This window comes from Lentzea fradiae (assembly GCF_900100955.1).
In the GTDB taxonomy this organism is placed as follows: domain Bacteria; phylum Actinomycetota; class Actinomycetes; order Mycobacteriales; family Pseudonocardiaceae; genus Lentzea; species Lentzea fradiae.
This window is the reverse complement of the sequence record NZ_FNCC01000012.1, coordinates 144,397-169,777: the sequence shown is the minus strand read 5'-3', so window position 1 is coordinate 169,777 and position 25,381 is coordinate 144,397. Positions and strand designations below refer to the sequence as shown.

26 protein-coding genes are annotated in these 25,381 nt (G+C 69.5%); 17 read left to right on the top strand and 9 right to left on the bottom strand.

Going from position 1 to position 25,381, the window contains the following annotated elements; genetic code table 11:
- The first annotated feature begins 24 nt into the window (after positions 1-24).
- The 5 genes from BLT23_RS27900 (at position 25) to BLT23_RS27880 (ending at position 6,088) form a co-directional block, all read left to right on the top strand.
- Complete coding sequence (locus BLT23_RS27900) at positions 25-795, top strand: IclR family transcriptional regulator (RefSeq protein ID WP_090054117.1); 771 nt, start codon at positions 25-27, stop codon at positions 793-795.
- Positions 796-1,182: 387 nt separating this feature from the next.
- Entirely contained in the window at positions 1,183-3,549 is a 2,367-nt protein-coding gene (locus tag BLT23_RS27895; RefSeq protein ID WP_090054115.1) for a GcvT family protein, read from the top strand.
- A gap of 1 nt (position 3,550) precedes the next feature.
- Complete coding sequence (gene solA / locus BLT23_RS27890) at positions 3,551-4,672, top strand: N-methyl-L-tryptophan oxidase (protein WP_090054113.1); 1,122 nt, start codon at positions 3,551-3,553, stop codon at positions 4,670-4,672.
- Positions 4,669-5,781: an aromatic ring-hydroxylating oxygenase subunit alpha gene (locus tag BLT23_RS27885; RefSeq protein ID WP_090054111.1), complete on the top strand. Its 1,113-nt coding sequence runs from the start codon at positions 4,669-4,671 to the stop codon at positions 5,779-5,781. Before solA ends, BLT23_RS27885 begins: the two co-directional genes overlap by 4 nt.
- A gap of 43 nt (positions 5,782-5,824) precedes the next feature.
- Entirely contained in the window at positions 5,825-6,088 is a 264-nt protein-coding gene (locus BLT23_RS27880; RefSeq protein ID WP_245744275.1) for a hypothetical protein, read from the top strand.
- A 43-nt stretch (positions 6,089-6,131) separates the two neighbouring features.
- Here BLT23_RS27880 and secA2 read toward each other — a convergent pair whose 3' ends face one another.
- The 4 genes from secA2 to BLT23_RS27860 form a co-directional block, all read right to left on the bottom strand.
- Complete coding sequence (gene secA2 / locus BLT23_RS27875; protein WP_090054107.1) at positions 6,132-8,417, bottom strand: accessory Sec system translocase SecA2; 2,286 nt, start codon at positions 8,415-8,417, stop codon at positions 6,132-6,134.
- Positions 8,418-8,591: 174 nt separating this feature from the next.
- A complete protein-coding gene (locus tag BLT23_RS27870; protein ID WP_090054105.1) occupies positions 8,592-8,780 on the bottom strand; it encodes a hypothetical protein in 189 nt (62 codons plus the stop codon).
- Positions 8,781-8,833: 53 nt separating this feature from the next.
- Complete coding sequence (locus tag BLT23_RS27865; protein ID WP_245744257.1) at positions 8,834-10,138, bottom strand: MFS transporter; 1,305 nt, start codon at positions 10,136-10,138, stop codon at positions 8,834-8,836.
- Positions 10,139-10,147: 9 nt separating this feature from the next.
- Positions 10,148-13,276 carry a carboxyl transferase domain-containing protein gene (locus BLT23_RS27860; protein WP_245744255.1) on the bottom strand — a complete coding sequence of 1,043 codons (3,129 nt, stop codon included), beginning with the start codon at positions 13,274-13,276 and terminating at the stop codon, positions 10,148-10,150.
- A 134-nt stretch (positions 13,277-13,410) separates the two neighbouring features.
- On the opposite strand from BLT23_RS27860, the gene BLT23_RS27855 reads away from it, so the two are divergent.
- Together BLT23_RS27855 and BLT23_RS27850 are read left to right on the top strand one after the other, a co-directional pair.
- The gene (locus BLT23_RS27855) at positions 13,411-14,190 is read left to right on the top strand and encodes a sporulation protein (RefSeq protein WP_090054101.1); all 780 of its coding nucleotides are present in this window, start codon (positions 13,411-13,413) and stop codon (positions 14,188-14,190) included.
- A gap of 86 nt (positions 14,191-14,276) precedes the next feature.
- On the top strand, positions 14,277-14,549 hold the full coding sequence (locus BLT23_RS27850) for a GlsB/YeaQ/YmgE family stress response membrane protein (protein ID WP_090054099.1): 273 nt from the start codon (positions 14,277-14,279) through the stop codon (positions 14,547-14,549).
- Here BLT23_RS27850 and BLT23_RS27845 read toward each other — a convergent pair.
- A complete protein-coding gene (locus tag BLT23_RS27845; RefSeq protein ID WP_090054097.1) occupies positions 14,542-15,162 on the bottom strand; it encodes a TetR-type transcription factor C-terminal domain-containing protein in 621 nt (206 codons plus the stop codon). The genes BLT23_RS27850 and BLT23_RS27845 overlap by 8 nt on opposite strands.
- 93 nt (positions 15,163-15,255) lie before the next feature.
- Here BLT23_RS27845 and BLT23_RS27840 point away from each other — a divergent pair, with 93 nt between their 5' ends.
- From BLT23_RS27840 to BLT23_RS27825, 4 genes are read left to right on the top strand one after another with little or no spacing between them, the layout of a single operon-like run.
- Complete coding sequence (locus tag BLT23_RS27840) at positions 15,256-16,401, top strand: acyl-CoA dehydrogenase family protein (RefSeq protein ID WP_090054325.1); 1,146 nt, start codon at positions 15,256-15,258, stop codon at positions 16,399-16,401.
- 10 nt (positions 16,402-16,411) lie between these two features.
- Positions 16,412-17,608 carry an acetyl-CoA C-acetyltransferase gene (locus BLT23_RS27835; protein ID WP_090054095.1) on the top strand — a complete coding sequence of 399 codons (1,197 nt, stop codon included), beginning with the start codon at positions 16,412-16,414 and terminating at the stop codon, positions 17,606-17,608.
- Positions 17,608-18,366 (top strand): SDR family NAD(P)-dependent oxidoreductase, encoded by a 759-nt coding sequence (locus BLT23_RS27830; protein ID WP_090054093.1) that lies wholly within the window; start codon positions 17,608-17,610, stop codon positions 18,364-18,366. Before BLT23_RS27835 ends, BLT23_RS27830 begins: the two co-directional genes overlap by 1 nt.
- Positions 18,367-18,391: 25 nt before the next feature.
- Positions 18,392-18,952, top strand: coding sequence for a 3'-5' exonuclease (locus BLT23_RS27825; RefSeq protein ID WP_245744253.1), 561 nt, complete (start codon positions 18,392-18,394; stop codon positions 18,950-18,952).
- A 2-nt stretch (positions 18,953-18,954) separates the two neighbouring features.
- Here BLT23_RS27825 and BLT23_RS27820 read toward each other — a convergent pair whose 3' ends face one another.
- Positions 18,955-19,230: a hypothetical protein gene (locus BLT23_RS27820; protein ID WP_176946957.1), complete on the bottom strand. Its 276-nt coding sequence runs from the start codon at positions 19,228-19,230 to the stop codon at positions 18,955-18,957.
- 55 nt (positions 19,231-19,285) lie between these two features.
- Between BLT23_RS27820 and BLT23_RS27815 the strand changes: the two genes are divergently transcribed.
- The 3 genes from BLT23_RS27815 to BLT23_RS27805 are packed head-to-tail and all read left to right on the top strand — an operon-like array spanning position 19,286 to position 20,477.
- Positions 19,286-20,098 carry a helix-turn-helix domain-containing protein gene (locus tag BLT23_RS27815; RefSeq protein ID WP_176946956.1) on the top strand — a complete coding sequence of 271 codons (813 nt, stop codon included), beginning with the start codon at positions 19,286-19,288 and terminating at the stop codon, positions 20,096-20,098.
- Positions 20,099-20,106: 8 nt separating this feature from the next.
- Positions 20,107-20,292: a DUF397 domain-containing protein gene (locus BLT23_RS27810; RefSeq protein WP_425434419.1), complete on the top strand. Its 186-nt coding sequence runs from the start codon at positions 20,107-20,109 to the stop codon at positions 20,290-20,292.
- 8 nt (positions 20,293-20,300) lie between these two features.
- The gene (locus tag BLT23_RS27805; protein ID WP_090054086.1) at positions 20,301-20,477 is read left to right on the top strand and encodes a DUF397 domain-containing protein; all 177 of its coding nucleotides are present in this window, start codon (positions 20,301-20,303) and stop codon (positions 20,475-20,477) included.
- Here the strand turns inward: BLT23_RS27805 and BLT23_RS27800 are convergent.
- Positions 20,467-21,513 carry a DUF2855 family protein gene (locus BLT23_RS27800; protein ID WP_090054084.1) on the bottom strand — a complete coding sequence of 349 codons (1,047 nt, stop codon included), beginning with the start codon at positions 21,511-21,513 and terminating at the stop codon, positions 20,467-20,469. The genes BLT23_RS27805 and BLT23_RS27800 overlap by 11 nt on opposite strands.
- A gap of 39 nt (positions 21,514-21,552) precedes the next feature.
- On the opposite strand from BLT23_RS27800, the gene BLT23_RS27795 reads away from it, so the two are divergent.
- Positions 21,553-22,122, top strand: coding sequence for a TetR/AcrR family transcriptional regulator (locus tag BLT23_RS27795; RefSeq protein WP_218133916.1), 570 nt, complete (start codon positions 21,553-21,555; stop codon positions 22,120-22,122).
- Here the strand turns inward: BLT23_RS27795 and BLT23_RS27790 are convergent.
- Complete coding sequence (locus BLT23_RS27790) at positions 22,109-22,561, bottom strand: MaoC family dehydratase (RefSeq protein ID WP_176946955.1); 453 nt, start codon at positions 22,559-22,561, stop codon at positions 22,109-22,111. The genes BLT23_RS27795 and BLT23_RS27790 overlap by 14 nt on opposite strands.
- A gap of 5 nt (positions 22,562-22,566) precedes the next feature.
- Positions 22,567-23,319: a 3-oxoacyl-ACP reductase FabG gene (fabG, locus tag BLT23_RS27785; RefSeq protein WP_090054080.1), complete on the bottom strand. Its 753-nt coding sequence runs from the start codon at positions 23,317-23,319 to the stop codon at positions 22,567-22,569.
- A 148-nt stretch (positions 23,320-23,467) separates the two neighbouring features.
- Between fabG and BLT23_RS27780 the strand changes: the two genes are divergently transcribed.
- Both BLT23_RS27780 and BLT23_RS27775 read left to right on the top strand, forming a co-directional pair.
- Positions 23,468-24,262: an SDR family NAD(P)-dependent oxidoreductase gene (locus BLT23_RS27780; protein WP_245744251.1), complete on the top strand. Its 795-nt coding sequence runs from the start codon at positions 23,468-23,470 to the stop codon at positions 24,260-24,262.
- 1 nt (position 24,263) lies between these two features.
- Complete coding sequence (locus BLT23_RS27775) at positions 24,264-25,232, top strand: quinone oxidoreductase family protein (protein ID WP_090054075.1); 969 nt, start codon at positions 24,264-24,266, stop codon at positions 25,230-25,232.
- Positions 25,233-25,381: the final 149 nt, after the last annotated feature.

Below are 25,381 nucleotides of genomic sequence, written 5' to 3'. Positions count from 1 at the left end.
CTGCCTGCCGGATAGTGTTGCGCGATGAGCAACTCCGACTCGGCAGCTCAGGTGCAGTCCGTGGACAGGGCCATCAGCGTGCTCGAACTGCTCGCGCAGGGCGAGGCGGGCATCACCGAGATCGCGGGTGAGCTGGGCGTGCACAAGTCCACGGTCTCCAGACTCGTCTCCGTCCTGGAGTCGCGCGGCCTGGTCGAGCAGCTCGGCGAGCGGGGCAAGTACGCGATCGGCTTCGGCGTCGTCCGCCTGGCCGGTGCCGCCACCGGCCGCATGGATCTGTCCAAGCTGGGCCAGCCCGTCTGCGAGACCCTCGCCGACGCGTTCGGCGAGACCGTCAACATCGCCGTCCACGACGCCGGCGTGGCCATCAACATCACCCAGGCCCGCGGCTCCGCCGCGGTCTCCGCCGTCAACTGGATCGGCCGCCGCACACCCCTGCACGCCACCTCGTCGGGCAAGATCCTGCTCGCCTACCTGCCCGCCGACGAGCGCAAACGTCTCGCCTCCCAGCCACTCGACGCCTACACCGAGAACACCGTGGTCGACGGCGAACGCCTGCTCGCCGAGTTGGACACCGTCGCGGCCCAGGGCTACGCGGAGTGCTACGAGGAGCTCGAGCTCGGCCTGCACGCCGTGGCCGTGCCGGTACGTGGCCACCGCGGCGAGGTCGTGGCGGCGATGAGCGCCTCCGGGCCGTCGTACCGGCTGTCGCGGCAGCGGGTGGAGGAGATCGTGCCGGCGATGTCGTCGGCGGCCGACGACCTCTCGGCGCAGCTCGGCTACTTCGCGGGCTGACCGTTCGGGCGCGGCGGCGTCGCAGGGTGTGGGCGCAGGCGCGCCGAGGTGCGGTTGTGGCGCCGCTGGGCGGCTCGGGCTCGCCGTTCTACCGGCTGGGTGGGCTTGGTCGCGGGCTGAGAGGGTGGCCCCGCCCTGGCCGGTTGTGGCGGCGCTGGACGATCTGGCTCGCCGCTGAGGCGCGACACCCCGCCCCCGCCCCGAAGACCCCGATCGCCCACCTCTCGCCCTCGTTCGACCACGAACCTCCCGGAATGCCCGATTTTCGGGCCCCTCCAACGACTTGCGCCCGAACGGCAGCATTGACAGCCGCCCTCGCTGGCCGCACTTTGTTGCTGATGGCGGAACGGGTTCCGTTGCGCGCAACGACGGCGAAGGGGTGTCCTGATGCCTGGTGCTGTTCCTCGCGTGGTGCTCGTGGGGGCGGGGATCGTCGGATGCGCGCTGGCCGACGAGCTCACCGAACGGGGCTTCACCGACGTCACGGTGCTCGACCAGGCGGACGGGCCGGCGGCGGGCGGGTCGAGCGGTCACGCCCCGGGGCTGGTCTTCCAGACGAACGCGTGCCGCAGCATGACCCGGTTCGCCCGGTACACGGTCGAGAAGTACACCGCGCTGGGCTGCTTCGACCAGGTCGGCGGCCTGGAGGTCGCGACGACCGAGGCGCGGCTCGCGGACCTGTCGCGCCGGCACGGCTGGGCCACGTCGTGGGGTGTGGACAGCCGGGTGATCGACGCGGACGAGGTGGCGGAACTGCACCCGTTGCTGGACCGCGAGCAGGTCCTCGGCGGGTTCCTGATCCCCAGCGACGGGCTCGCGAAGCCGGTGCTCGCGGCGGAGGTGCAGGCGGGCAGGGCGACCGCGCGCGGGGCGCGGTTCGTGTTCGGGCAGAAGGTCGTCGCGGTCGAGACCTCGGGGGACCGGGTCACCGGGGTGCGGACCGAGACGGACACGTTCCCGGCGGACATCGTGGTGTCGTGTGCGGGCATGTGGGGGCCGGTGCTGGGGGAGATGGTCGGGTTGACCGTGCCGCTGGTGCCGATGGCGCACCAGTACGCGTTCAGCGGGGACCTCGACGTCAGCGCGGAAGCGCTTGCGCGGCAGCCGATCCTGCGGCACCAGGAGGCGGACCTGTACTTCCGGTCGCACGGCAGGGCGTTGGGCATCGGCGCCTACGGGCACCGGCCGATGCCGGTCGCGGCCAAGGACATCACCGGGTCGGAGCTGCCGTTCACCAAGGAGGACTTCGAGCCGTCCTGGGAGGCGGCCGTCGACCTCGTCCCCGCGCTCGCCGAGGCCGGGGTCGACCGCGGGTTCAACGGACTGTTCTCGTTCACCAGCGACGGGATGCCGCTGCTCGGCGAACACCCGCGGCTGCACGGGTTCTGGGTGGCGGAGGCCGTGTGGATCACGCACTCCGCCGGGGTGGCGCGGGCGATGGCCGAGTGGATCGTCACCGGGCAGCCGGAGCTGGACCTGCACTCCAGCGACCTCAACCGGTTCGAGCAGGCGCAGCTCGCGCCGGACTACGTGCTGGAGCGCAGCTGCCAGAACTTCGCCGAGGTCTACGACCTGCTGCACCCGTTGCAGCCGATGGAGAGCCCGCGGCCGATCAGGACGAGCCCGTTCCACGAACGCCAGAAGGCGCTGGGGGCGTTCTTCCTGGAGGCGTCCGGCTGGGAGCGGCCGCACTGGTACGAGGCCAACGCGGACCTGCCCGAGGTCGCGCAGGTGCCCGCCAGGAACGAGTGGGCGAGCCGGTACTGGTCGCCGATCTGCGGTGCCGAGGCGATCGTGACGCGCAAACGCGTGGCGATGTTCGACATGACGCCGTTGAAGCGGCTGGAGGTCAGCGGGACGGGGGCGCTGGAGTTCCTTCAGCGCATGACGACGAACAACCTCGACCGCAAGCCCGGCGCAGTCGTCTACACGCTGCTGCTCGACGAGCAGGGCGGGGTGCGCAGCGATCTCACGGTCGCGCGGCTCGACCGGACCACCTTCCAGGTCGGCGCGAACGGCAACCTGGACCTCGACCGGCTCACCCGGCACGCGCCCGAAGGCGTGCACGTCAAGGACATCACGGCCGGTACGTGCTGCATCGGCCTGTGGGGACCGAAAGCACGCGATCTGCTCGACGGGGTCTCGCACACGCTCGACACCCACAAGGGTTACTTCACGGCGCAACGGGCTTACGTCAAGAACGTTCCGGTGACGGCGCTGCGACTGTCCTATGTGGGCGAACTGGGCTGGGAGCTGTACACGACCGCGGACCTGGGCGCCAAGCTGTGGGACACGCTCTGGGAGGCCGGGCAGGAGCACGGCGTCATCGCCGCCGGGCGCGGGGCGTTCAACAGCCTGCGGCTGGAGAAGGGCTACCGGTCGTGGGGCACGGACGTGACGACCGAGCACGACCCGTACGAGGCGGGTCTCGGGTTCGCGGTCCGCACGGACAAGGACTTCGTCGGCAAGGCCGCGCTGCGGAACCTGACCTCCACCAAGAAGCTCACCTGCCTCACCATCGACGACCCGCACGACGTCGTGATGGGCAGCGAACCCGTCTACCACCAGGGCGAGCCGGTCGGGTACGTCACGAGCGCCGCCTACGGTTACACGACCGGCCTCAACATCGCCTACGCCTGGCTGCCGACCGAGATCGACGACGAGGTGGAGATCGAGTACTTCGGCCGGCGCGTCCCGGCGCGTCCGGCGGAGGAGCCGTTGTTCGACCCCGGGATGAAGCGGCTCCGGGGCTGAGATGGCCTCCGGGAGACCGTACGACGTCGTCGTCATCGGGTTGGGCGGGATGGGCAGCGCCGCGGCGTACCGGCTCGCCCGGCGCGGCCTCAGGGTGCTGGGGCTGGAGAGGTTCACCCCGGCGCACGCGCGGGGGTCGAGCCACGGCGGGTCGCGCATCACGCGGCAGGCGTACTTCGAGGACCCCGCGTACGTGCCGTTGCTGCTCAGGGCGCACGAGCTGTGGGACGAGATCGAGCGCGACAGCGGTGAGCACGTCTTCCACCGCGTGGGCGGGGTCCTGCTCGGGGTGCCGGACAGCCGGGTGGTCAGCGGCAGCCGTGCGAGCGCCGAGCGGTACGGGCTGAAGCACGAGCTGCTCGACGCGTCCGAGATCCGCAGGCGGTTCCCCGCCCTGAACCCGGCCGCCGACGAGATCGCGCTGTACGAGGACGGTGCCGGGTACGTCGTGCCGGAGACGGCCGTGCGGGCACATCTCGAACTGGCCCGCCGTGCGGGTGCCGACCTCCACTTCGAGGAACCGGTGACGCACTGGGAGCAGGGCAGGGTCACGACCGCCCGCGCGACCTACGAGACGGGACACGTCGTCGTGTGCCCGGGCCCGTGGGCGCCGGAGCTGCTGCGCGACCTGGAGATCCCGTTCGAGGTCGAACGCCAGGTCCAGCACCACTTCACGCCCGCCACGCGGGACCTCGACCACCACCCCGTCTACATCTGGGACCCGGCGGACGGCGAGGGCTTCTACGGGTTCCCCAAGATCGACGGGACGGTCAAGGTCGCCTTCCACACCGGCGGCCAGGTCTGCACTCCCGACACGGTCGACCGCACGGTGCACGACCACGAGGTGGACGCCGTCAGGGCCGCCACCGCGCGGCCGGTGCCCGGTCTCGCCGACACCTACCGGCGTGGCGTGACCTGCATGTACACCAACACCGCCGACCGGCACTTCGTCATCGCCCGCCACCCAGGGCACGACGGCGTGACCGTGGCGTGCGGGTTCTCCGGGCACGGCTTCAAGTTCGTGCCGGTCGTCGGGGAGATCCTCGCCGACCTCGCGACCGACGGGGCCACGCGGCACCCGATCGCCCTGTTCGACCCTGCTCGCTTGAGAGGCGGAGCATGACCGGCAGCCTGATCTCGACCCTCGAGGGCCGCTACTACACCGACACCGCGATCTTCGCCAGGGAACAGGAGCGGATCTTCGAGCGGATGTGGTTCTGCGCGGTCCGCTCCGACGACCTCGCGAAGCCGGGCGACTTCCGCACCGTGCAGGTCGGGCGGGAGAGCGTCCTCGTCGCACGGGACCGCACGGGTGCGCTCAACGCGTTCCTCAACGTCTGCCGGCACCGCGGCGCGCGCATCTGCGTCGACGAGGCCGGCAGCGTCAAGCGGGCCTTCCAGTGCCCGTACCACGCGTGGACGTACGCGCTGGACGGCAAGCTCGTCGCCGCGCCCAACCTCACCTCGATGCCGGACGTCGACCGCGTCGAGTACGGCCTCACGAAGGTGCACCTGCGCGAGTGGCTCGGGTACGCCTGGGTGAACCTCGCCGACGATCCGCCGAGCTTCGAGGACGACGTCCTGAGCGCCGTCACGGAACGGCTCGGCAGCCTCGACGCCATCGACGGGTACGAGATCGACCGGCTGTCCGTGGGCCGCCGCATCGTCTACGACGTCAAGGCCAACTGGAAGCTGATCATCGAGAACTTCATGGAGTGCTACCACTGCGCGACGATCCACCCCGAGCTGACCGAGGTGCTGCCGGAGTTCGCCGACGGCTACGCCGCCCAGTACTACGTCGGGCACGGCGCCGAGTTCGGTGACGAGATCAAGGGCTTCACGGTCGACGGCGGCGAGGGGTTCGGGAAGCTCTCTTCCCTGGAGGAGGAACGCGACAGGAAGTACTACGCGATCACGGTCAAACCGCAGGTCTTCATCAACCTCGTGCCCGACCACGTGATCCTGCACCGCATGTACCCGCTCGCCGCCGACCGGACGGTCGTCGAGTGCGACTGGCTCTACGCCAGGGACGTTGTCGACACCGGGCGTGACGTCTCTCGCTCGGTCGAGTTGTTCCACCGGGTGAACGAACAGGACTTCGAGGCATGTGAACGGTGTCAGCCCGCGATGGCCTCCCGCGCCTACGCGCAGGGCGGAGTGCTGGTGCCGTCCGAGCACCACATCGGCGAGTTCCACGCGTGGCTCGTCGGGAAACTGGAATCAGCCGACTAGGGGATCGACGCATCACCCGTGCACGCGAAAGCTTGCACGGGTGATGGAGCAGAGTGGCTTCATGCTCCCGGACGGGGAGCACGATCTCCTCCGCCGCCTCCGGCAACTGGCCGAGCGAGCGGAACGGACGGCGCACAACAGGTCCAACTTCGTGGGACCACCGCCGTCGCAGGAGCACCTGGACATCCTCGCGGAGATCAGAGCGCTCTCCGAGGAGATGACGGCGTCCAGGCGCAAGACCGGCAGACCTGGGGTCGTCCCCCACCCCGCCAGAGCCGCGGACGAGCTGATCCCGCACCGGAACTGACCGGCCCGGCCGCGACCGCGCGGCCGGGACACCGGCGGGTGTGTCAGCGGCGCTGGCCGCGCACCATCTTCACGAGACCCTTCATCGACTCCTCCAGCCCGGAGCCGAACGGGTTGTCGTGCACCAGGTACGTCCACGTCGAGCTGGGGCGCTTCACCCCGGCACCGGCGAGGTCGTAGCCCTCGTCGGTGATCTCGGCCGCCTCGTACTTCTCCTTGGTGAGCTCCCACGACTCCGGCACGATCTTGTTGAACGCCGGGATGGCCTCGCGGTGGAACTCGTCCAGCGGGTTCTGCCTGGCCAGCGCGCGCAGGTGGATGCCCTCGCGCAGGTCGGACAGGAACGTCAGGTGGTGCGTCCACAGGTCGTCGAGGAAGAACAGCGTGATCTTGCGGGCGGCCTCGGCGGCGATCTCGTCGGACACACCCTCCTTCGGGCCGACCTTCTCGAACGCGACGTCCGTGCGCAGCACGACGTCGCGGTGCTTGAGCAGGATCTGGCGCTGGTGCTCGATGAGCTTGTTGTAGCGCCAGGTGTTCCGGTGGATCTCCAGGTTGACGCCCTCGGCGACGCGCTGCGCGTGCTCGAAGGTGTGCAGCAGGCCCTTGTCGCGCACGCGGCCGTCGTTGTCCACTTCGGACGGCTCCTCGGCGTCCGGCGCGTACTGCGTGATGAGGTCGTCGTGCATCGAGGAGAAGAACACCGAGCCGCCGGGGTCGCCCTGACGTCCCGCGCGGCCGCGCAGCTGGTCGTCCAGGCGTGAGGACGAGTGGCGCCCGGTGCCGATCACGTACAGGCCGCCCAGCTCGGCGATGCGGTCGTGGTCCTCGCCCTCGTGGCCGCCGAGGCGGATGTCCGTACCGCGACCGGCCATCTGCGTGGAGACCGTGACGCGCCCGAACGACCCGGCGTCGGCGATGATCGAGGCTTCCTCGGCGTCGTTCTTCGCGTTCAGCACCACGCACTCGATGCCGGCCTCGCGCAGCTTGGAGGAGATCCGCTCGGACTCCGCGACGTCGAGCGTGCCGACGAGGATCGGCCGCCCGGTCTCGTGGACCTCCTTGATCTCCGCGACGATCGCGTCTTCCTTCTGCTCCAGCGTCGCGTAGAGGCGGAAGTGCTCGTCCTCGCGGATGTTCTCCTTGTTCGGCGGGATCACGAGCACCTCGAGCTCGTAGAACTCCCGCAGCGTCTCGGCGACGGCGACGGCGGTACCGGTCATGCCGCAGCGCGTCGGGTAGCGCGACAGCAGCGCCTGCACCGTCATCGAGTCGAGGATCTCGCCCGACTCGGTCGTCTGCACGTTCTCCTTGGCCTCGACCGCGGCCTGAAGGCCGTCCGGCCACCGCTGCAGCTTCGCGACGCGGCCGCGGGTGTCGTTGATCAGGTGCACCTTGCCGTCGCGCACGATGTAGTCGACGTCGCGGTGCAGCAGCACCTGGGCGTGCAGGGCGACGTTGACCTTCGACAGCGTCGAGGTGACGTGCTCCTGCGAGTACAGGTCGATCTCGCCGAGCGCCCGCTCGACGGCCTCCGAGCCCGCACCCGTGAGGAAGACGTTGCGCTCCTCGTCGTCGATCTCGTAGTGCAGGTTCTGCCGCAGCCGCTTCACCAGGTCGGCGATGACGGGGTCGGCGGCCTCCGCGCTGGTCGAGCCGGCGAGCACGAGCGGCACGCGCGCCTCGTCGACCAGCACCGAGTCGGCCTCGTCGATCAGCGCGACCTCCGGCTCCGGCACGATCAGGTCGTCGGGGCTCGTGACGATCCGGTCGCGCAGGACGTCGAAGCCGATCTCGCTGACCGGTGCGTACGTGACCTCGCACTGGTACGCCTCGCGGCGCTCCTCGGCCTTCGAGCTGCCGTTGATCCAGCCGACCGTGACGCCGAGCAGCCGGTACAGCGGCCCCATCCACTCCGCGTCGCGCTGGGCCAGGTAGTCGTTGACGCTGACCACGTGGACGCGCTTGCCCTTGACGGCGAACCCGGCCGCGGCCATCGCACCCGCGAGCGTCTTGCCCTCACCGGTCGCCATCTCGACCACGAGCCCGCTGAGCATGCCCAGCGCACCCAGCACCTGCACGTCGAACGGCCGCTGCCCGAGGGCGCGCTCGGCGGCCTCCCTGGTCAGCGCCACGAGCTCGGTGTCCGTGCTCTTCTCGCGCAGCTTCTTCGCGTGCTCGGTGAGCTCCTCGTCGCTGAACGCCTTGAACGCGTCAGCGTGTTTCTCCACGTCCTTGAGCAGTGCCTGGAACGGGGCGAGGTCTACCGACGCCGGTTTCTGAGCGAACCGGCGCATCCGCTGCTTGAAGCGCGCCATGAGAGTGGTCACGACGCAGGAACGTACGGCATCGCCTCGGGGTTCCGCAGCGGTCTTGACTGTGAAGGCTCCTTTTGTCCGGATTGTCCGCCGGTTCGGGGGTGTTTGCCCAGTTCAGCGGTCGAAGCCGAGATTCCGTGACACCTTCACCCACGGCTCGGCCACGGTCACCCATCCGCGCGGAGGTCAGGCGAGAAGCCGCGCCAAGGCGGCGGCGCGGGCAGCCGCGTCCGCCGGCGGTTCGGGCACTCCGACGCCCGCCGCGACGAGGTCCGCGCGGATCCGGGCCAGTTCGTCCGCGTCCGGTTCGCCGAAACGGTCCGCGTACTCCCGTGCGGCGGCCACCGCGCTCCGCACGTCGTCTTCAGCGGTCACGAGCCGATCGTAGGGCGGTTGGCGCCACGGGCGCGGCACCAACCGCCCGCGATTCACCCCTGTGTGGCCACCCGGCGCGTCTCCGGCAGCTTCAGCACCGAGTACAGCGTCACCGCCCCCATCAGGCACAGGAACGCCGACACCGACATGGACGTGGCCGTCCACCCCAGCAGCGCCGTCATGATGACCGGCGTGCCACCACTGACCAGGATCGACGCCAGCTGGTAGGCGAGAGAGGCGCCCGAGTACCGCACGTGCGGCTCGAACAGCTCACCCAGGTAAGCCGCGATCGGCCCGTACACGAGCGAGGACGCCACACCGCCCACGGCCGTGGCGACGAACAGCAGGAACAACGACGCCGTGTCCACGAGCAGGAAGTACGGGAACGCCCACACGATCAGGCCGACGGCTCCGGCGATGATCAGCGGGCGGCGGCCCATGCGGTCGGACAGGTGGCCCGCGTAGAGGATCACCGGGATGCCGATCAGCGACGACAGCAGGCTGACGATCAGCACCGAGTCGCGGGCCAGGCCCAGCGTCGTCGTGGCGTAGGACAGCACGCCCGCGATCGACACGTAGAAGATCGCGTTGGAAGCGAACATCAGGCCCGCGCCCAGCAGGATCGGCTTGCGGTGCGTGCGCAGGGCCTCGCGCAGCGGCGCGTGCGCGACGGCGGGGGCGGTGGCGCGGCGTTGCTGCATCTCGCGGAAGACCGGGCTGTCCTCGACCTTGAGCTGGATGAACAGCACGACCGGGAACAGCAGGGCCGAGGCCAGGAACGGCACGCGCCAGCCCCACGACGCGAACGCCTCCGCGGACATCGTCGTCGATGCCAGGATGAACGCCACGTTGCCGAGGAACACGCCGATCGGGACACCGGCCTGGCCGAACGTGCCCGCGAAGCCGCGCCGGTTCTCGCCCGCCGACTCGGTCAGCAGCAGGACGACGCCGCCCCACTGTCCGCCGACCGCGATGCCCTGCAGGAACCGCAGCAGCACGAGCAGCAGCGGAGCGCCGACGCCGATGCTGCTCGACGTCGGTAACAGGCCGATGAGGAACGTGGCCGCGGCCATCATCGCCAGGCAGATCACGAGCGCGGGCTTGCGGCCGACCTTGTCACCGACGTGGCCGAAGACCAGGCCGCCGATCGGGCGCGCCACGAAACCCGCCCAGAACGTGCTGAACGACAGCAGCACGCCGACGATCGGGGTGGCCTCGGGGAAGAACAGCTTCGGGAAGACGAGGGCCGCGGCCGTCGCGTAGATGAAGAAGTCGTACCACTCGATGCTGGAGCCCACGAGCCCGGCCGCCATCAGTCTGCGCAGGCTCTTCTTTTCCGTTGGGGCGACACTGACCACAACTTCTCCTCACCACGTGTCGATGAACGGGCGTTTCGTCCCGGCGGGCCGGGAAAGCGCGGGGGCCAGCGCCGTGGTGATCCAACGGCGCGTGTCGGCGGGGTCGATCACGTCGTCGATCTCGAAGGAGGACGCGACGTTCAGCGCCTTGCCGTGCTCGTAGGCCAGGGCCACCATCTGCTCGAAGCGCTGCTTGCGCTCGGTCTCGTCCTCGATGGCTTCGAGCTCCTTGCGGAAGCCGAGCTTGATGGCGCCTTCCAGGCCCATCGGCCCGAACTCGCCGGTAGGCCAGGAGACGGCGAACCGCGGAACCTTGAGGCTGCCCGCCGCCATCGCCTGCGCGCCGAGGCCGTACGCCTTGCGCAGCACCACGAGCCCGAAGGGGACGGTGATGTTGGCGCCCGTCACGACCATGCGGGTGAGGTGGCGGACGGTGGCGGTGCGCTCGGCGTCCGGGCCGACCATGAAACCGGGCGTGTCGCACAGCGAGACGACGGGGAGGTCGAACGCGTCGGCGAGCTGGAGGAAGCGGGCGCACTTGTCGGCGGCGTCGGCGTCGATCGCGCCGCCGAGCACCTGCGGGTCGTTGGCGATCAGGGCGATCGGGCGGCCTTCGACGCGGACCAGGGCGGTGACGATGCCCCTGCCGAAGCCCGCGCGCAGCTCCAGGACGCTGTCCGCGTCGGCGAGCGTGTGGATGACGTGGCGGATGTCGTAGGCGCGGAGGCGGTTCTCGGGGATCGCGTGGCGGAGCAGGCGCTGGTCCGCGCACGTCCACGGGGCGCTTTCGCGCGGCCCGGAATTGTCGGTGCTGTCTGGGATAATTGGATTTAGGGGTTCCCCCGAGGGCGCGGACGAAGGCTGCGCGTGCGCGAGGGGGACGCCTGCGGCGGCGTGCGTGTTCGCGTGAGGGACGCCTGCGGCAGCGTGACCAGGGGCCCCGGCCGGCCCCTGGAAGTACGACAGGTACTTCCGCGCGACGGCCACCGCCTCCGCCTCGGACCCGACCACGACGTCCACTACCCCGTTGGGCACCTGCACGTCGAGCGGCCCGATCTCCTCCGGCCGGAACGAGCCCAGCCCGCCGCCCTCGATCATCGCCGGGCCGCCCATGCCGATGTTCGCGCCCTCCACCGCGATGATCACGTCGCACGTGCCGAGCAGCACCGCGTTGCCCGCGAAGCACCTGCCCGCCACCACGCCGACCAGCGGCACCTGGCCGCTCAGCGACGCGAAGGCGTGGAACGAGCCGCAGTCCAGGCCGCTGACCATGCTGTGGTCGGTGTCGCCGGGACGTCCGCCGCCACCTTCCGCGAACAGCACCACCGGCAGGTTCTCCTGCTGCGCCAACGCGAACAGCCGGTCCTTCTTCTGATGGTTGCGCATGCCCTGGGTGCCGGCGAGCACGGCGTAGTCGTACGACATCGCGACGATCCGCTGGCCGTTCACGACACCGATGCCTGCCACGAGACCGTCGGCGGGCGTGCGTTCGATGAGGTCTTCCAGTGACCGCCGCTGCCGTTGTGCCGCGATCGTCAGGCCGCCGTACTCGACGAACGACGTGCAGAGGTCCGCGATGTTCTCCCGCGCGGTCCTGCCACCCCGCGCATGTCGTCGAGCCTCGGCGTCGGGACGTGCGAAGTCGTGACGTGCCAGCACTTCGGCCAGGTCCGGGCGCACCAAGTCGAGATCGACCTCGACAACGTCCTCAGTGGACTCGCCAGAGCCGGAGGCGAGCAGCTGTCCTTCGGACACGGTGTCGCCCACCGCCACCAGTACCTCGCCAGACACCCGCACGACGTGTTGCATCTTCATCGCTTCCAGCACGACGGAGCCGTCAGAGACCTCGACCACCGTGGCGGCCATCGGTGCCCGCATCCCGGAAACCGGTTCGTCGGAGATGAAGTCGGTGGTGGCGCCGATGACGTCCTTGGCCAGCAAACCCCGCAGGAACTCCAGGTTCGTGGCGACACCCTCGATGCGGAACTCGCGCAACGCCCGTCGCGCCCGGTTCAGCGCCACGTCCAGGTCCTCGCCGTGCACGACGAGCTTCGCCAGCAGCCCGTCGTACCGGGTGCCGACGCGGTAGCCGACGTACCCGTGCGTGTCGACGCGGATGCCTGGTCCGGCCGGCAGTGCGAACGACGACAGCACTCCGCCCGAGGTCTGGTTCACCCGCACCTGCACGGCCGCGCCGCGGTTCGACGGCGTGCAGTCCGCATCACGGCCCCACGCCAGCAGCAGCTGGGTGCGCACCAGGTCCACACCGGACACCATCTCGGTCACCGTGTGCTCGACCTGGAGCCGCGGGTTGGCCTCCAGGAACGCGAACTGCCCGCCGGTCACCAGGAACTCGACCGTGCCGACGCCGGTGTAGCCGACGGCGGTGGCGAGCGAGGTGGCCGCGGCGTGCAGCTCCGCGCGCAGCGCCGGGTCCAGCAGGGGAGCGGGCGCGATCTCGACGACCTTCTGGTGCCGCAGCTGCAACGAGCAGTCGCGGTCGCCGATCACCGTCGTCCCGACCAGCTGCACCTCGATGTGCCGGGCGGAGGGCAGCAGTCGTTCGAGGTAGACGTCGTCCACCCCGAACGCCGCCAGCGCCTCCGCCCGGCACTCCTCGACGGCGCTGTCGAGGTCTTCCGGGGCGTGCACCGCGCGCATGCCCTTGCCGCCACCTCCTGCGACGGCCTTCACCATCACGGGGAACTCGCCGGGCACGGCGTCGAGCACCGGGATTGCGAGCGACGCGGCCAGCTCCCTGGCCCGCCGCTTGTCGCCGAGCAGCTCCAGCACGTCCGCGGACGGCCCGACGAACGTCAGCCCGCGCTCCTCGCACGCCCTGGCGAACGCCGCGTTCTCCGACAGGAACCCCCACCCCGGATGCACCGCCCGGCAGCCCTCGGCCGCTGCCAGCAGCTGGTCCGCGTCGAGGTACGGGGCAGGACCACGGAGGGCGACGGCTCGGTCCGCCAGCGTCACGTGCAGGGCGTCGGCGTCGTCCTCCGCGTACACCGCCACGGTGCGAATCCCCAGGTCAGCGGCCGCGCGCAGCACGCGGACGGCGACCTCACCCCGGTTGGCGACGAGCAGCACGGCAATCCTCCTGAGCGACCGCTTAGTATGTGACGGCGGTCGCATGTTGCCATCCCAGGTGAACGAAAGTCCATACGGAACCGATCGTGGGGCTGAGGCGTCAACGGAACACTTCCACCCGAGCGGGCGATTGTGTTGACGAACTTCCCCCGCCAACCGAAGGGCTTCAGGAGGCCGCAGTGGTGTTCAAGAGGATGATGCGCGCGTTCGGCGTGGGCGGGCCGACCGTCGACACGGTGCTCACCAACCCGAACGTCCGCCCTGGTGAGGTGCTGTCCGGTGAGGTGCGGATCGCCGGCGGCGACCACCCCGCCGAGATCGACCACGTCACGCTCGCGCTCCTGACCCGCGTCGAGGTCGAGAGCGGCGACAACGAGTACAACACCAACATGGAGTTCCACAAGTTCTCCGTGGGCCAGCGCATCCTCGCCCAGCCGCACCAGAACCTCACGCTGCCGTTCCAGGTCCCGGTGCCGTTCGAGTGCCCGATCAACGTCGTCGGCGGCATGCAGCTGCACGGCATGCAGCTCGGCCTGCGCACCGAGCTGGAGGTCCGCGGCGCCCTCGACCCCGGCGACCTCGACCCGATCTGGGTGCACCCGCTGCCCTCGCAGGACGCCGTGCTCCAGGCGTTCGGGCACATGGGTTTCCGCTTCACCAAGGCGGACAACGAGAAGGGCCGCATCTACGGCGTGCCGCAGCAGCTGCCGTTCTACCAGGAGATCGAGTTCTACCCGCCGCCGCAGTTCGCGGGCCGTCTCAAGCAGGTCGAGCTGACGTTCGTCACCACACCGGGTGAACTGCACGTGATCCTGGAGGCCGACAAGCGCGCCGGGCTGCTCCGGTCGGGCGGCGACGTGTACGGCCGGTTCGCCGTGTCCCACCAGCAGGCGGTGGGCACGGACTGGACCGCGACCATCAACCAGTGGATGAGCCAGGTCAGCGGAAGCCGCTGGTAGCTCTCGCGCTGCGAACCGTCCACTGTGGCTGGATGATGCCCGTGAGATCCCCGGGGTGCCCCGGGGAGTGGCGGGAGGAGACGGTCATGTCGGTCGGCGGTGTCATCAGTGCGCTCGTCATCGGTCTGATCCTGGGTTTGCTCGGCAAGCTGCTCGCGCCGGGCAAGCAGAACATCCCGATCTGGCTGACCATCCTGGTCGGCATCGTGGCGGCGTTCGTCGGGACGTGGATCGCGCGCCTGCTCGGTGTGGAGGACACCCCCGGCATCGACTGGATCGAGGTGATCGTGCAGCTCGTGCTCGCCGCGGTCGGCGTCTCGGTCGTCGCGGGGATGTACGGCAAGAAATCGGTCAGGTAGGCCGGACCATCCTCAGGACGAGGTCGGCGTACATCGCGCCGATCTCGTCCGGGGTCCGCCTGCCTCCCGGCTGGTACCACCGTGCGACGTCGATGCACAGCGACAGCACGGCCAGCGTGGTGCCCTTGAGGTCCGGCACCTCGAACACATCCTCTTCGACGCCGTCGGCGATGAACGACCGCATCGTGCGCTCGATCTGCCTGCGCAGCTCCGCCACTTCCGCGTGATGCTCCGGCGTGAGCGCGCTCAGTTCGTACTGCACCACCCGTGCCGTCGTGTGGTGCTCCGCGTGCCATCCCGCGAACGCCGCCACCGCGTTCCGCAGCCGCTCCGCCGCGTCGCCTCCCTCGATGCGCGTCAGCACGGCGAGTGACGTCTCGTGTCCGACGAGTGAGATGTTGAAGAGAAGCTCCTCTTTGGACCGGTAGTGGATGTACACCGCCGCCGGGGACATTCCCGCGAGCGCGGCGATGTCCCTGGTGGTCGTGGCGTGATATCCCTTGCCCGCGAACGCGTGCGCGGCGGCGATCAGCATGCGGCGCGCGGCCTCCGGCGTGATCGCGTGCCACGTCTCGTCGAGCAGCGCGAACTCGTCCAGTCCGGTCGTGGTCATCGGGCCGCTCCTCGCGTGTTGACAGCGCATGGAATCGTACTGCACGCTAAGCGTGCGCTTAGCGCTAAGCAACCGCTTAGTATGGAGGTAGTGGTGCAGCGAACGCTGTTCAACGAGGATCACGCCGCGTTCCGGGAGTCGGCGAAGGCGTTCGTCGAGCGCACGGTCACCCCGAACATCGAGAAGTTCATCGAGGAGCGGGTGATCGACCGGGACGTGTGGCTCGAGGCCGGTCGCCAGGGCCTGCTCGGCCTGGAGATCCCCGAGGAGTACGGCGGCAGCGGGGCGAACGACTACCGCTTCAACACGGTGTTCGCCGAGGAGCTGTGCCGCGTCAACGCCGCGGTCGCGTCGAGCTTCGGCATCCACGGCGACGTCGTGGCGCCGTACATCGTCGACCTGTGCACCGAGGAGCAGAAGCAGCGCTGGCTGCCCGGCATGTGCACCGGCGAGCTCAAGACCGGCATCGCGATGACCGAGCCGTCCGGCGGCTCCGACCTCGCCGCGCTCAAGACCACCGCGGTGCGCGACGGTGACGACTGGATCCTCAACGGCTCCAAGACGTTCATCACCAACGGCTACACCGCCGACATGATCGTCGTCGCGGCCCGCACCGACCCGTCGAAGGGTGCGCGCGGCATCACGCTGTTCGCCGTCGAGACCGGTATGGCCGGCTTCGAGCGCGGCCGCAAGCTCGACAAGGTCGGCCAGCACCCGTCCGACACCGCGGAGCTGTTCTTCTCCGACGTCCGGCTGCCCGCCGCGAACATGATCGGCGAGGAGGGCCAGGGCTTCATCTACATGATGGAGCGCCTGCCGCAGGAGCGCATCGGCGCCGCCATCTCGAACCTCGCGCACGCGCAGGGCATCTTCGACGAGACGCTCGAGTACGTGAAGGAGCGCAAGGCGTTCGGCCAGGCGATCGGCAAGTTCCAGCACAACAAGTTCCTGCTGTCGGAGCTGCGCACCAAGCTCGACGTCACGCAGGCGTTCGTCGACAACCTGACGATGCAGCACGTCAAGGGCGAGCTGACCGCGGTCGAGGCGGCGCAGGCGAAGTACTGGAGCGCCGACATCGAGAACGAGGTCATCGACGCCTGCGTGCAGCTGCACGGCGGCTACGGCTACATGACCGAGTACCGCGTCGCCCGCGCGTGGATGGACGCCCGCGTCACGAAGATCTGGGCGGGCTCCAACGAGATCATGAAGGAACTCATCGGCCGCGACCTGGGCCTGTAGGGAGAACACCATGACCGAAGCCGTCATCGTCTCCACCGCCCGGTCGCCGATCGGCCGTGCCCGCAAGGGCTCGCTCGTGTCGCTGCGGCCGGACGACCTGGCCGCGCAGGTGGTCTCGGCCGCGCTCGGGGACATCCCGGCGTCCGAGATCACCGACCTGCACCTCGGGTGCGCCGAACCGCAGGACGAGCACGGGCAGAACATCGCGCGCCGCGTGGCCGTGCAGCTCGGGCACGACGGGCTGCCGGGCACCACGGTCAACCGGTTCTGCGCGTCGTCCGTGCAGACCGCGCGGATGGCGTTCCACGCGATCAAGGCGGGGGAGGGCCACGCGTTCATCTCCGCCGGTGTGGAATGCGTCTCCCGGTACCTGCACTCCGGTGTGCCGTCGGACAACCCGCTGTTCGACGAGGCGCAGCAGCGCACCAAGGACACGGCCGAGTCCAACGCGCCGTGGACCGACCCGCGTCTCGAAGGACAGCTGCCCGACTACTACATCTCGATGGGGCAGACGGCCGAGAACGTCGCCACCCGGCTCGGGATCTCGCGGCACGACCAGGACGAGTTCGGCGTGCGGTCGCACAACCTCGCCGAGAAGGCCATCGCGGACGGCTTCTTCGCCCGCGAGATCACGCCCGTCACCCTGCCCGACGGCACGGTGGTCTCCACCGACGACGGGCCGCGGTCCGGCGTGACGCTGGAGGCCGTGTCGGCGCTCAAGCCGTCGTTCCGGCCGGAGGGCACCGTCACGCCCGGCAACTGCTGCCCGCTCAACGACGGCGCCGCCGCCGTGGTGATCATGAGCGACGTGCGGGCGCGCGAGCTGGGCCTGACCCCGCTGGCGCGCATCGTGTCCACGGGTGTCTCCGGCCTGTCGCCGGAGATCATGGGCCTCGGCCCGGTCGACGCCACCAGGCAGGCGCTCGCGCACGCCGGGATGTCCGTCTCGGACATCGACCTCGTGGAGATCAACGAGGCGTTCGCCGTGCAGGTGCTCGGCTCCCAGCGCGAGCTGGGCATCGACATCGACCGGCTGAACGTGCACGGTGGTGCCATCGCGCTCGGTCACCCGTTCGGCTCGACCGGCGCGCGCATCATGACGACGCTGATCAACGGCATGCGGGCCCGCGACGCCCAGTTCGGGCTGGAGACGATGTGCGTCGGCGGTGGTCAGGGCATGGCGATCATCCTGGAGAGGTTGCAGTAGTGGGAATTCTCGACAAGTTCCGGCTGGACGGGAAGGTCGCGATCGTCACCGGCGCGTCCTCCGGGCTCGGTGTCGCGTTCGCCAAGGGCCTCGCGGAGGCGGGCGCGGACGTCGTTCTCGCCGCCCGCCGTGCGGACCGGCTGAAGGAGACCGCCGCGCTGGTGGAGGCGGCCGGGCGGCGCGCCCTGGTCGTGCAGGCCGACGTGTCGAAGCCAGAGGACTGCCGTGAGGTCGCCCGTGCGGCGGCCGAGTTCGGCACGGTCGCCGTGCTGGTGAACAACGCGGGGGTCGCGTCGGCGGTGCCGGCGTCGCGCGAGACGCCGGAGGAGTTCCGCGGCGTCATGGACATCAACCTCAACGGCGCCTACTGGATGGCCCAGGCGGCCGCGGCCGTCATGACCTCCGGCGGCTCGATCATCAACATCTCCAGCGTGCTGGGGCTCGTGAGCGGCGGCATCCCCCAGGCCGCGTACTCGGCGTCGAAGGCGGGCCTGCTCGGCCTGACGCGCGACCTCGCGCAGCAGTGGACCGGGCGCAAGGGCATCCGCGTCAACGCCATCTGCCCCGGCTACTTCGCCTCCGAGATGACCGAGCAGTACCCGCCGGGGTACCTGGACAAGGTCCAGGCGTCCCTGCCCGCCGGGCGAACGGGTGATCCCGAGGAGCTGGCCGCCGCCGTGGTCTTCCTGGCCTCCCCCGCGGGCGGCTACGTCACGGGCGAGACGCTCGTCGTCGACGGCGGTGCCGTGATCGTCTGACGCACCCCGGATTTCCGCTGGACAGGTGCGGGACGATCAGCAGGTGATAGCGCTCGACGAGGTGCTGGTGGTCGACGTGGAGTCGACCTGCTGGGAGGGAACCCGTCCGGACGGCGAGGTCTCGGAGATCATCGAGATCGGCATCTGCCCGCTCTCGGTGGCGACGGGGGAGCGAGGCGAACGGCGGTCCGTCCTGGTGCGGCCGACGAGGTCGTCAGTCAGTCCGTTCTGCACCCGGCTGACGACCTTGACGGCCGACGACGTGGCGGACGGCCTGTCGTTCGCCGACGCGTGCGCGGTGCTGCGCAAGGACTACCGCTCCGACCGGCGCGTGTGGGCCTCGTACGGCGACTACGACCGCAAGATGTTCGAACGACAATGCGCCGACTACGGCGTCCCCTACCCGTTCGGCCCACGGCACCTGAACGTCAAGACGCTGTTCGCGCTGACCCACGCGTTGCCGCGCGAGGTCGGGATGGCCGAGGCGCTCCGCATCGCCGGACGACCCCTGGACGGCACGCACCACCGCGGCCACGACGACGCCTACAACATCGCGGGCCTGCTCGCCGGACTGCTCCGCCGCTGAGTTCACCTCTTCGAGGGATTCCAGTCGAGCCCGACAGTGCAGACCCGCGTCTCGCCCCGCCACACGGACACGGCGAACGTCCCCGCCTCCGCCGCCACGCGGGTGAGGTACTCGGTCGCGCAGGCCGTCGTGTAACGGGACTTCCAGTCGTCTTCTTTCCTTATGTACCAACCATGATCCGTGACGATCTCGGTGTAGGCGAGCGTGAGCCGGCCGTTCTGGCTCCGCCGGTGGTACCGGATGCTGTGGACGTACTCCATGACCGGGACAGTCCTCATGGGACCTCGCCACCGTGATTCACGAATGTCAGATCTCGTCCGTACCGTTCGGGACATGTCCGACCCCACGTTCCGGCAGGTGCGCCTCGGCGAGGCGTTGAAGAGACTGCGCGAACGGGCTGGGCTGAGCCAGCGGGAGGCCGCCCACCGGCTCCGCTACAACTACCAGAAGCTGAGCCGCATCGAGAACGGGCAGCTGCCGGAGTTCCACGGGCTGCGGGCGATGCTCGACCTGTACGGCGTGGTGGTGTCGGAGGAAGCGCCGTTCGTGGAGATGTGGGAGCGGGCCAGTGAGAAGGGCTGGTGGCACCCGTACGGCATCGAGGACCAGGGCTACCTCAGCTTGGAGCATGACGCGGTTCGGGTCAGCACGTTCCAGCTCGGCTACATCCCGGGTTTGCTGCAGACCGAGGACTACATGCGTGCGGTGTTCCACGGGTGGCAGGTGCAGCATTCCCGGAAGTGGATCGAGAACCAGATCGCTGTCCGTACCCGGCGCCAGCAGCGGCTGTCCGGCGACAGGCCCCTCGAATACCACGCGGTCATCGCGGAGGCGGCACTTCGCCACGCGGATGGGCAGCAGTTGTCGCACATCAATCGGACAGCTCTGCTGCCGAATGTCACAGTGTGGGTGCTGCCGGACGCTGCAGGGCTGACCGACGGCCAGAACGGATCATTCACGTTGCTGGACTTCGCCTATCCCGGCGAGATGTCCGTGCTCTACGTCGAGCACCCAGCGGGAGCCACACACGTCGAGGACACCGGGCGGGTGAAGGCCAGTAAGCTGGTGTTCAAGCACCTCTCGAAGCTGGCGCTGACGCCCGACGAGTCAGCCGAGTGGATCGGGAGGCTGGCTGCCGAGAGGTAGGGATCGACGTGTCTGCTGTGTGGCGCAAGAGCAGCCGCAGCAACGGCGGCGGCAACGGCGACTGCGTGGAGATCGCGCTGGACGGCTCCGCTGCTCGTATCCGCGACTCGAAGGGCAGGGCCGACGCGACGGTCGCGGCGCCTGCTTGGGGCGCGTTCCTCGCCACGGTGAAGGGTGATCTCTTCAAGAGGTAGGAGTCGGCATGTGGCACAAGAGCAGCCGTAGCAATGGTGCGGAGAACAGCGACTGCGTTGAGGTCGCCCTCGACGGCTCCGGTGCCCGTCTGCGCGACTCCAAGGGCAAGGCGGACGCCACCGTAGCGGCGCCCGCCTGGGGAGCGTTCCTGGCCGCCACCAAGGGCGACCTGTTCAGAAGGTGATCACGTCGGCGTGAGCCGGGTCCGTCTTGCCAGTCAGCACGGACTGCCACACGTCCGTGAGCCCGTCCGGGCCGCTGTGCCGTGTGACGGCCACCCATCCGGCGGCCTCGGTGGTGAACGCCTTCAGCGCGTCGCCCGTGCGGTGGGCGAAGCCGTCCGCGCCCCAGTCCGCGACGCGCTTGCGCAGCTGTTCCGGCGCGAAGAAGAACTCGGACCGCGGGTCCGGTGACGAGGTCTGGTGCGTGAGGCCGATGGACACGTCCTTCACCAGCTGCTCGCCGAGCCGTGCGTGCAGGGTCTCGCGCACCGCGGCCGAGCCGCTGAAGTCCAGGTACACCGACGGTTCGAGGTCCACGGCGTCGTCGTAGGTGAGCACGGTGTCGTAGAGGCCCAGGCTCTTCGTGAACTCCACGTTGCGGGGCGAGGTGAGGCCCACCAGCCGGACGCCCTTGCCGCGCAGGCAGTGCGCGGTGCCGAACGCGGTCTTGCTGGACGCGGACGAGACGACGACCGTGCGGGCGCCGTGGAAGTCGTCCTCGGCCAGCTTGTCGGCGAGCAGGTACGACGTGAGGAACAGGGGCCGGTACAGCACCTGGAGGTCCTCCCGCTCCGCCTCGTAGGCCGGGTCCCGGGTGGTGACGAGGTAGCTGTTGTACACGGCGGGCAGCTCGGCTCGGTGGTCGCTCGCGTCCGCGAAACCGCCGTGGGTGAGCCGGGCGCGCACGACGAGGTGGCTCGCCATCGGCAGGTAGCCGTAGACGCGCGTGCCCTCGGGTATCGCGTCCACAGTGGAGGCGACGACGTCGGCAAAGCCCCACAACGGGACGATTCCCCGGTTCTTCGCATCGGTCGGGAAGAACTGCCAGTAGCCGATGCGGTCGCCCACGACGGCGTAGGTGACGTTGTTCGCGGTGAGACCGGTGAGGTCCACGCGTAACAGCAGCTCGCAGTCCGAGAGCACGGGCAGCTCGTCGTGCAGCACTTCGGTTCGGGTCAGGTCGTCGCGGTCGACGACGACGGTCCAGCGACTGATCATTGCCTCGAATCTCCTGGTTCTGGCGGTACGCTCCGGGACGTGACCGTGCCTGAAAGACTGATCGATGCCGCCACCCGCCTGTTCGCGGAAAAGGGCTACGAACGGGTCGCCGTGCAGGAGGTCGTGGAAAGCGCGGGCGTCACCAAAGGCGCCATGTACCACTACTTCGGGTCGAAGGACGACCTGCTGCACGAGATCTACGGGCGGTTGCTGCGCCTGCAGACCGAGCACCTGGAAAAGATCGCCGCGGCGGACGGGCCGGTCACCAAGCGTTTGCGCGAGGCGGCGGTCGACGTGATCGTCACGAGCATCGAGGACTTCGACGCCGCCAAGGTGTTCTTCCGCTCGATGAACCACCTGTCCGAGGAGAAACAGCGGGAGGTGCGGGCCGAGCGGCGGCGGTTCCACGAGAAGTTCCGCGGGCTCATCGAGGAGGGGCAGCGCGACGGCACGTTCCGCTCCGACGTGCCCGCGGACGTGGCGACGTACTACTTCTTCGGCTCGTTGCACCAGCTGGGCACGTGGTACCGCCCGGACGGGGACATCCCCGCCGGGCGGCTCGCCGAGTACTACGCGGACCTGCTGATCCACAGCCTCACGGCACGATGACGCTGACGATCTCGGCCACGCACGCGGGCTTCTCGCTGCCCTCGATCTCGATGACGACCTTGGTCACCAGCTGCTTGCCCAGCGCGATGTCGGTGACGTCCAGCAGCTCGACCCCGGCGCGCACCTTGGCGCCCACGAGCACCGGCTGCGGGAAGCGCACCTTGTTGCTGCCGTAGTTGACGCCCATCTTGATGTTCTTGACGGTGTAGACGTCCTTGACCAGGTACGGGACCAGCGACAACGTCAGGTAGCCGTGCGCGACCGGGCCACCGAACGGGCCCTGCTTCGCCTTCTCGACGTCGATGTGGATCCACTGGTGGTCGAGCGTCGCGTCGGCGAACAGGTTGACCTGCTCCTGCGTGACCTCGTGCCACTCGCCGTACCCGAGGTGCTCGCCCTTGGCCGCGACCAGCTCGGCGATGTTCTCGAACGCGCGCATCCGCCTCAGTCCTTCGGTCCGCCGGCGACGTAGACGACCTGGCCGGACACGAACCCGGCACCCTCGCTCACCAGGAACGAGGCCGTGTGCGCGATGTCCTCGGGCTGGCCGACGCGCGCGACCGGGATGGCCTGGGCGGCGCCCTTGATGAAGTCGTCGAACGAGATCTTCATCCGCTCGGCGGTCGCCTTGGTCATCTCGGTGGCGATGAAACCGGGCGCGATCGCGTTGACCGTGACGCCGAACTTGCCGAGCTCGATCGCGAGGGTCTTCGTGAAGCCCTGCAGACCGGCCTTGGCGGCGGAGTAGTTGGCCTGGCCGCGGTTGCCGAGCGCGGAGGTGGAGCTGAGGTTGACGATGCGGCCGAAGCCTTCCTTCGTCTGGTACGCCTGGACGGCCTTGCTCATCAGGAACGCGCCGCGCAGGTGCACGTTCATGACGGTGTCCCAGTCGGAGGAGGACATCTTGAACAGCAGGTTGTCCCGCAGCACTCCGGCGTTGTTGACCAGCACGGTCGGCGCGCCCAGCTGCTCGGCGACCTGCGCGACCGCGGCGTTGACCTGGTCCTCGTCGGCGACGTCGACCTTGAGGCCGAGCGCGCGCCCACCGCCCGCGACGATCTTGTCGGCGCCGTCGAGCACACCCTGCTCGTCGAGGTCGAACAACGCGACGGCCATGCCGTCCGCGGCGAGGCGCTGCGCGACGGCGGCGCCGATGCCGCGAGCCGCACCGGTGACGATCGCAACCCTGTCGGCCACGGGTCCTCCTTACGTGGGGGTTTGTGAGCTAAGCAAGCGCTTAGTAACGTACCGATACGCCAGCTTGACGTCCAGCGCGGTGCGGACGACCATACCGACTGGTCGGAATGTTATCCGAAGATTTCCTGGCTGCGAGGAGGCAGTTCCCGTGGAACTCACCGGCAAGGTCGCGCTCATCACCGGAGGGGCGAACGGCATCGGTGCCGCCGCGGCCCGCCGCCTGGCCCCGCTGGGCGTCAGCGTCGTGATCGCCGACGTGGACGAGGAGCGCGGCAAGGCGGTCGCCGACGAGATCGGCGGCGTCTTCGTGCGGTGCGACGTCACGCGGCCCGAGGACTCGGCCGCCGCCGTGGACGTGGCCGTCAGCGAGTTCGGAGGGCTGGACATCGCCTTCCTGAACGCGGGCATCGGCACCGGGTGCTCGCTCGGTGAGGACTTCGACGTCGAGAAGTACCGCCGTGCGATGGCCATCAACCTCGACGGCGTCGTGTACGGCGTGCACCACGCCCTGCCCAAGGTGCGTGAGCGCGGCGGCCAGATCATCGCCACAGCCTCGATGGCGGGCCTCATGCCGATGCCCGGCGACCCCGTCTACGGCGCCAACAAGGCCGCCGTCGTCGGCCTGGTCCGCTCGCTCGCCGGCGGCAACCCGGACGTCCGCATCAACGTGCTGTGCCCGGCGTTCGCCGACACCGACATCATCACGCCGCTGCGCGGCACCCTGGACGAGCTCGGCGTGCCGATCATCCCGGTGTCCGTCGTGATCGACGCCTTCATGTCCATCGTGGAGGGTGAGGGCACGGGAGAGGCCACGTTCGTGCAGGCGGGCCGCCCGTACGAGACCTTCCGGTTCCAGAACCCGCCGGGGCCGCGCACCGAGGACGGCCAGCCGATCGAGAACGCCCGCAAGGACGCCGTGTCCATCGCCATCGAGGAGAACTGACGTGCGCGCCATCCAGATCACCGAGTTCGGCGGGCCCGAGGTCCTCCAGCAGGCGGAGCTGCCCGACCCGGTCCCCGGCGAGAACGAGGTGCTGATCAACGTCTCGCGTGCGGGCATCAACTACGCGGACACGCACCAGGCGGAGAACTCGTACCTGGCGAAGGCGACGCTGCCGATGACGCCCGGAGGCGAGGTCGTCGGCACGACTTCCGATGGTCGCCGGGTTGTCGCGCTCACCAGTTCCGGTGGGTACGCGGAGAAGGCCCTTGCGCATGTCGGCGCCACGTTCGACGTTCCCGATGGTGTGGACGACCTGACGGCGCTGTCGTTGATCGTGCAGGGGGCCACGGCTTGGTTGTTGCTCCGCAAGTCCGCTCACCTGGAGGCCGGTGAGTCGGTCGTCGTCCACGCAGCCGCTGGTGGGGTGGGGACGATCGCCGTGCAGCTGGCCAAGTTGTGGGGGGCCGGGCGGGTCATCGCCACCGCTTCGTCCGATGACAAGCGCAAGCTGGCGTTGGATCTCGGGGCGGATGTCGCGATCGACTCTCGTGCCGAGGACATGAAAGCGGCGCTGCTCGAGGCCAACGAGGGGCGTCGGGTCGATGTCGTGCTCGACATGACGGGAGGGGCCACCACTGACCAGTCGTTGGCCGCGCTGGCTCCGTTCGGGCGGCTTGCGTTTTATGGCATGGCCTCACGGGAGGCGCCGCAGGCGGTTGAGCCCCGGTCGTTGCTGCTGCACTCCACGACCGTTGCGGGTATGTGGTTGCCGCACGCCCTGAAGGTTCGGGACGCCGAGTACGGGACTGTGGCTCATCGGGCCATGGCGGAACTCTTCCAGCTGGTCGTCGACGGCAAGTTGAAGGCCGTTCCGGGCGGGGAGTACGGGCTTTCCGAGGCCCGCCAGGCCCACGAGGACCTCCGGTCCCGGAAGACGACGGGCAAGCTCCTGCTCGACCCGTCCCGCTGAGCACGGTGCCGGAAGGGCCGTCCGAGCCGGACGCCCTTCTCCGGTCCGTGTAGCTCTTTCGCGTTTCGCTGTGCACGCGGGGGCCCTGCGGCCGTAGCGCGAAACGCGGGAGTCCTACGTTTCCTCCGGCAGACGGAAGGGGGCGGTCC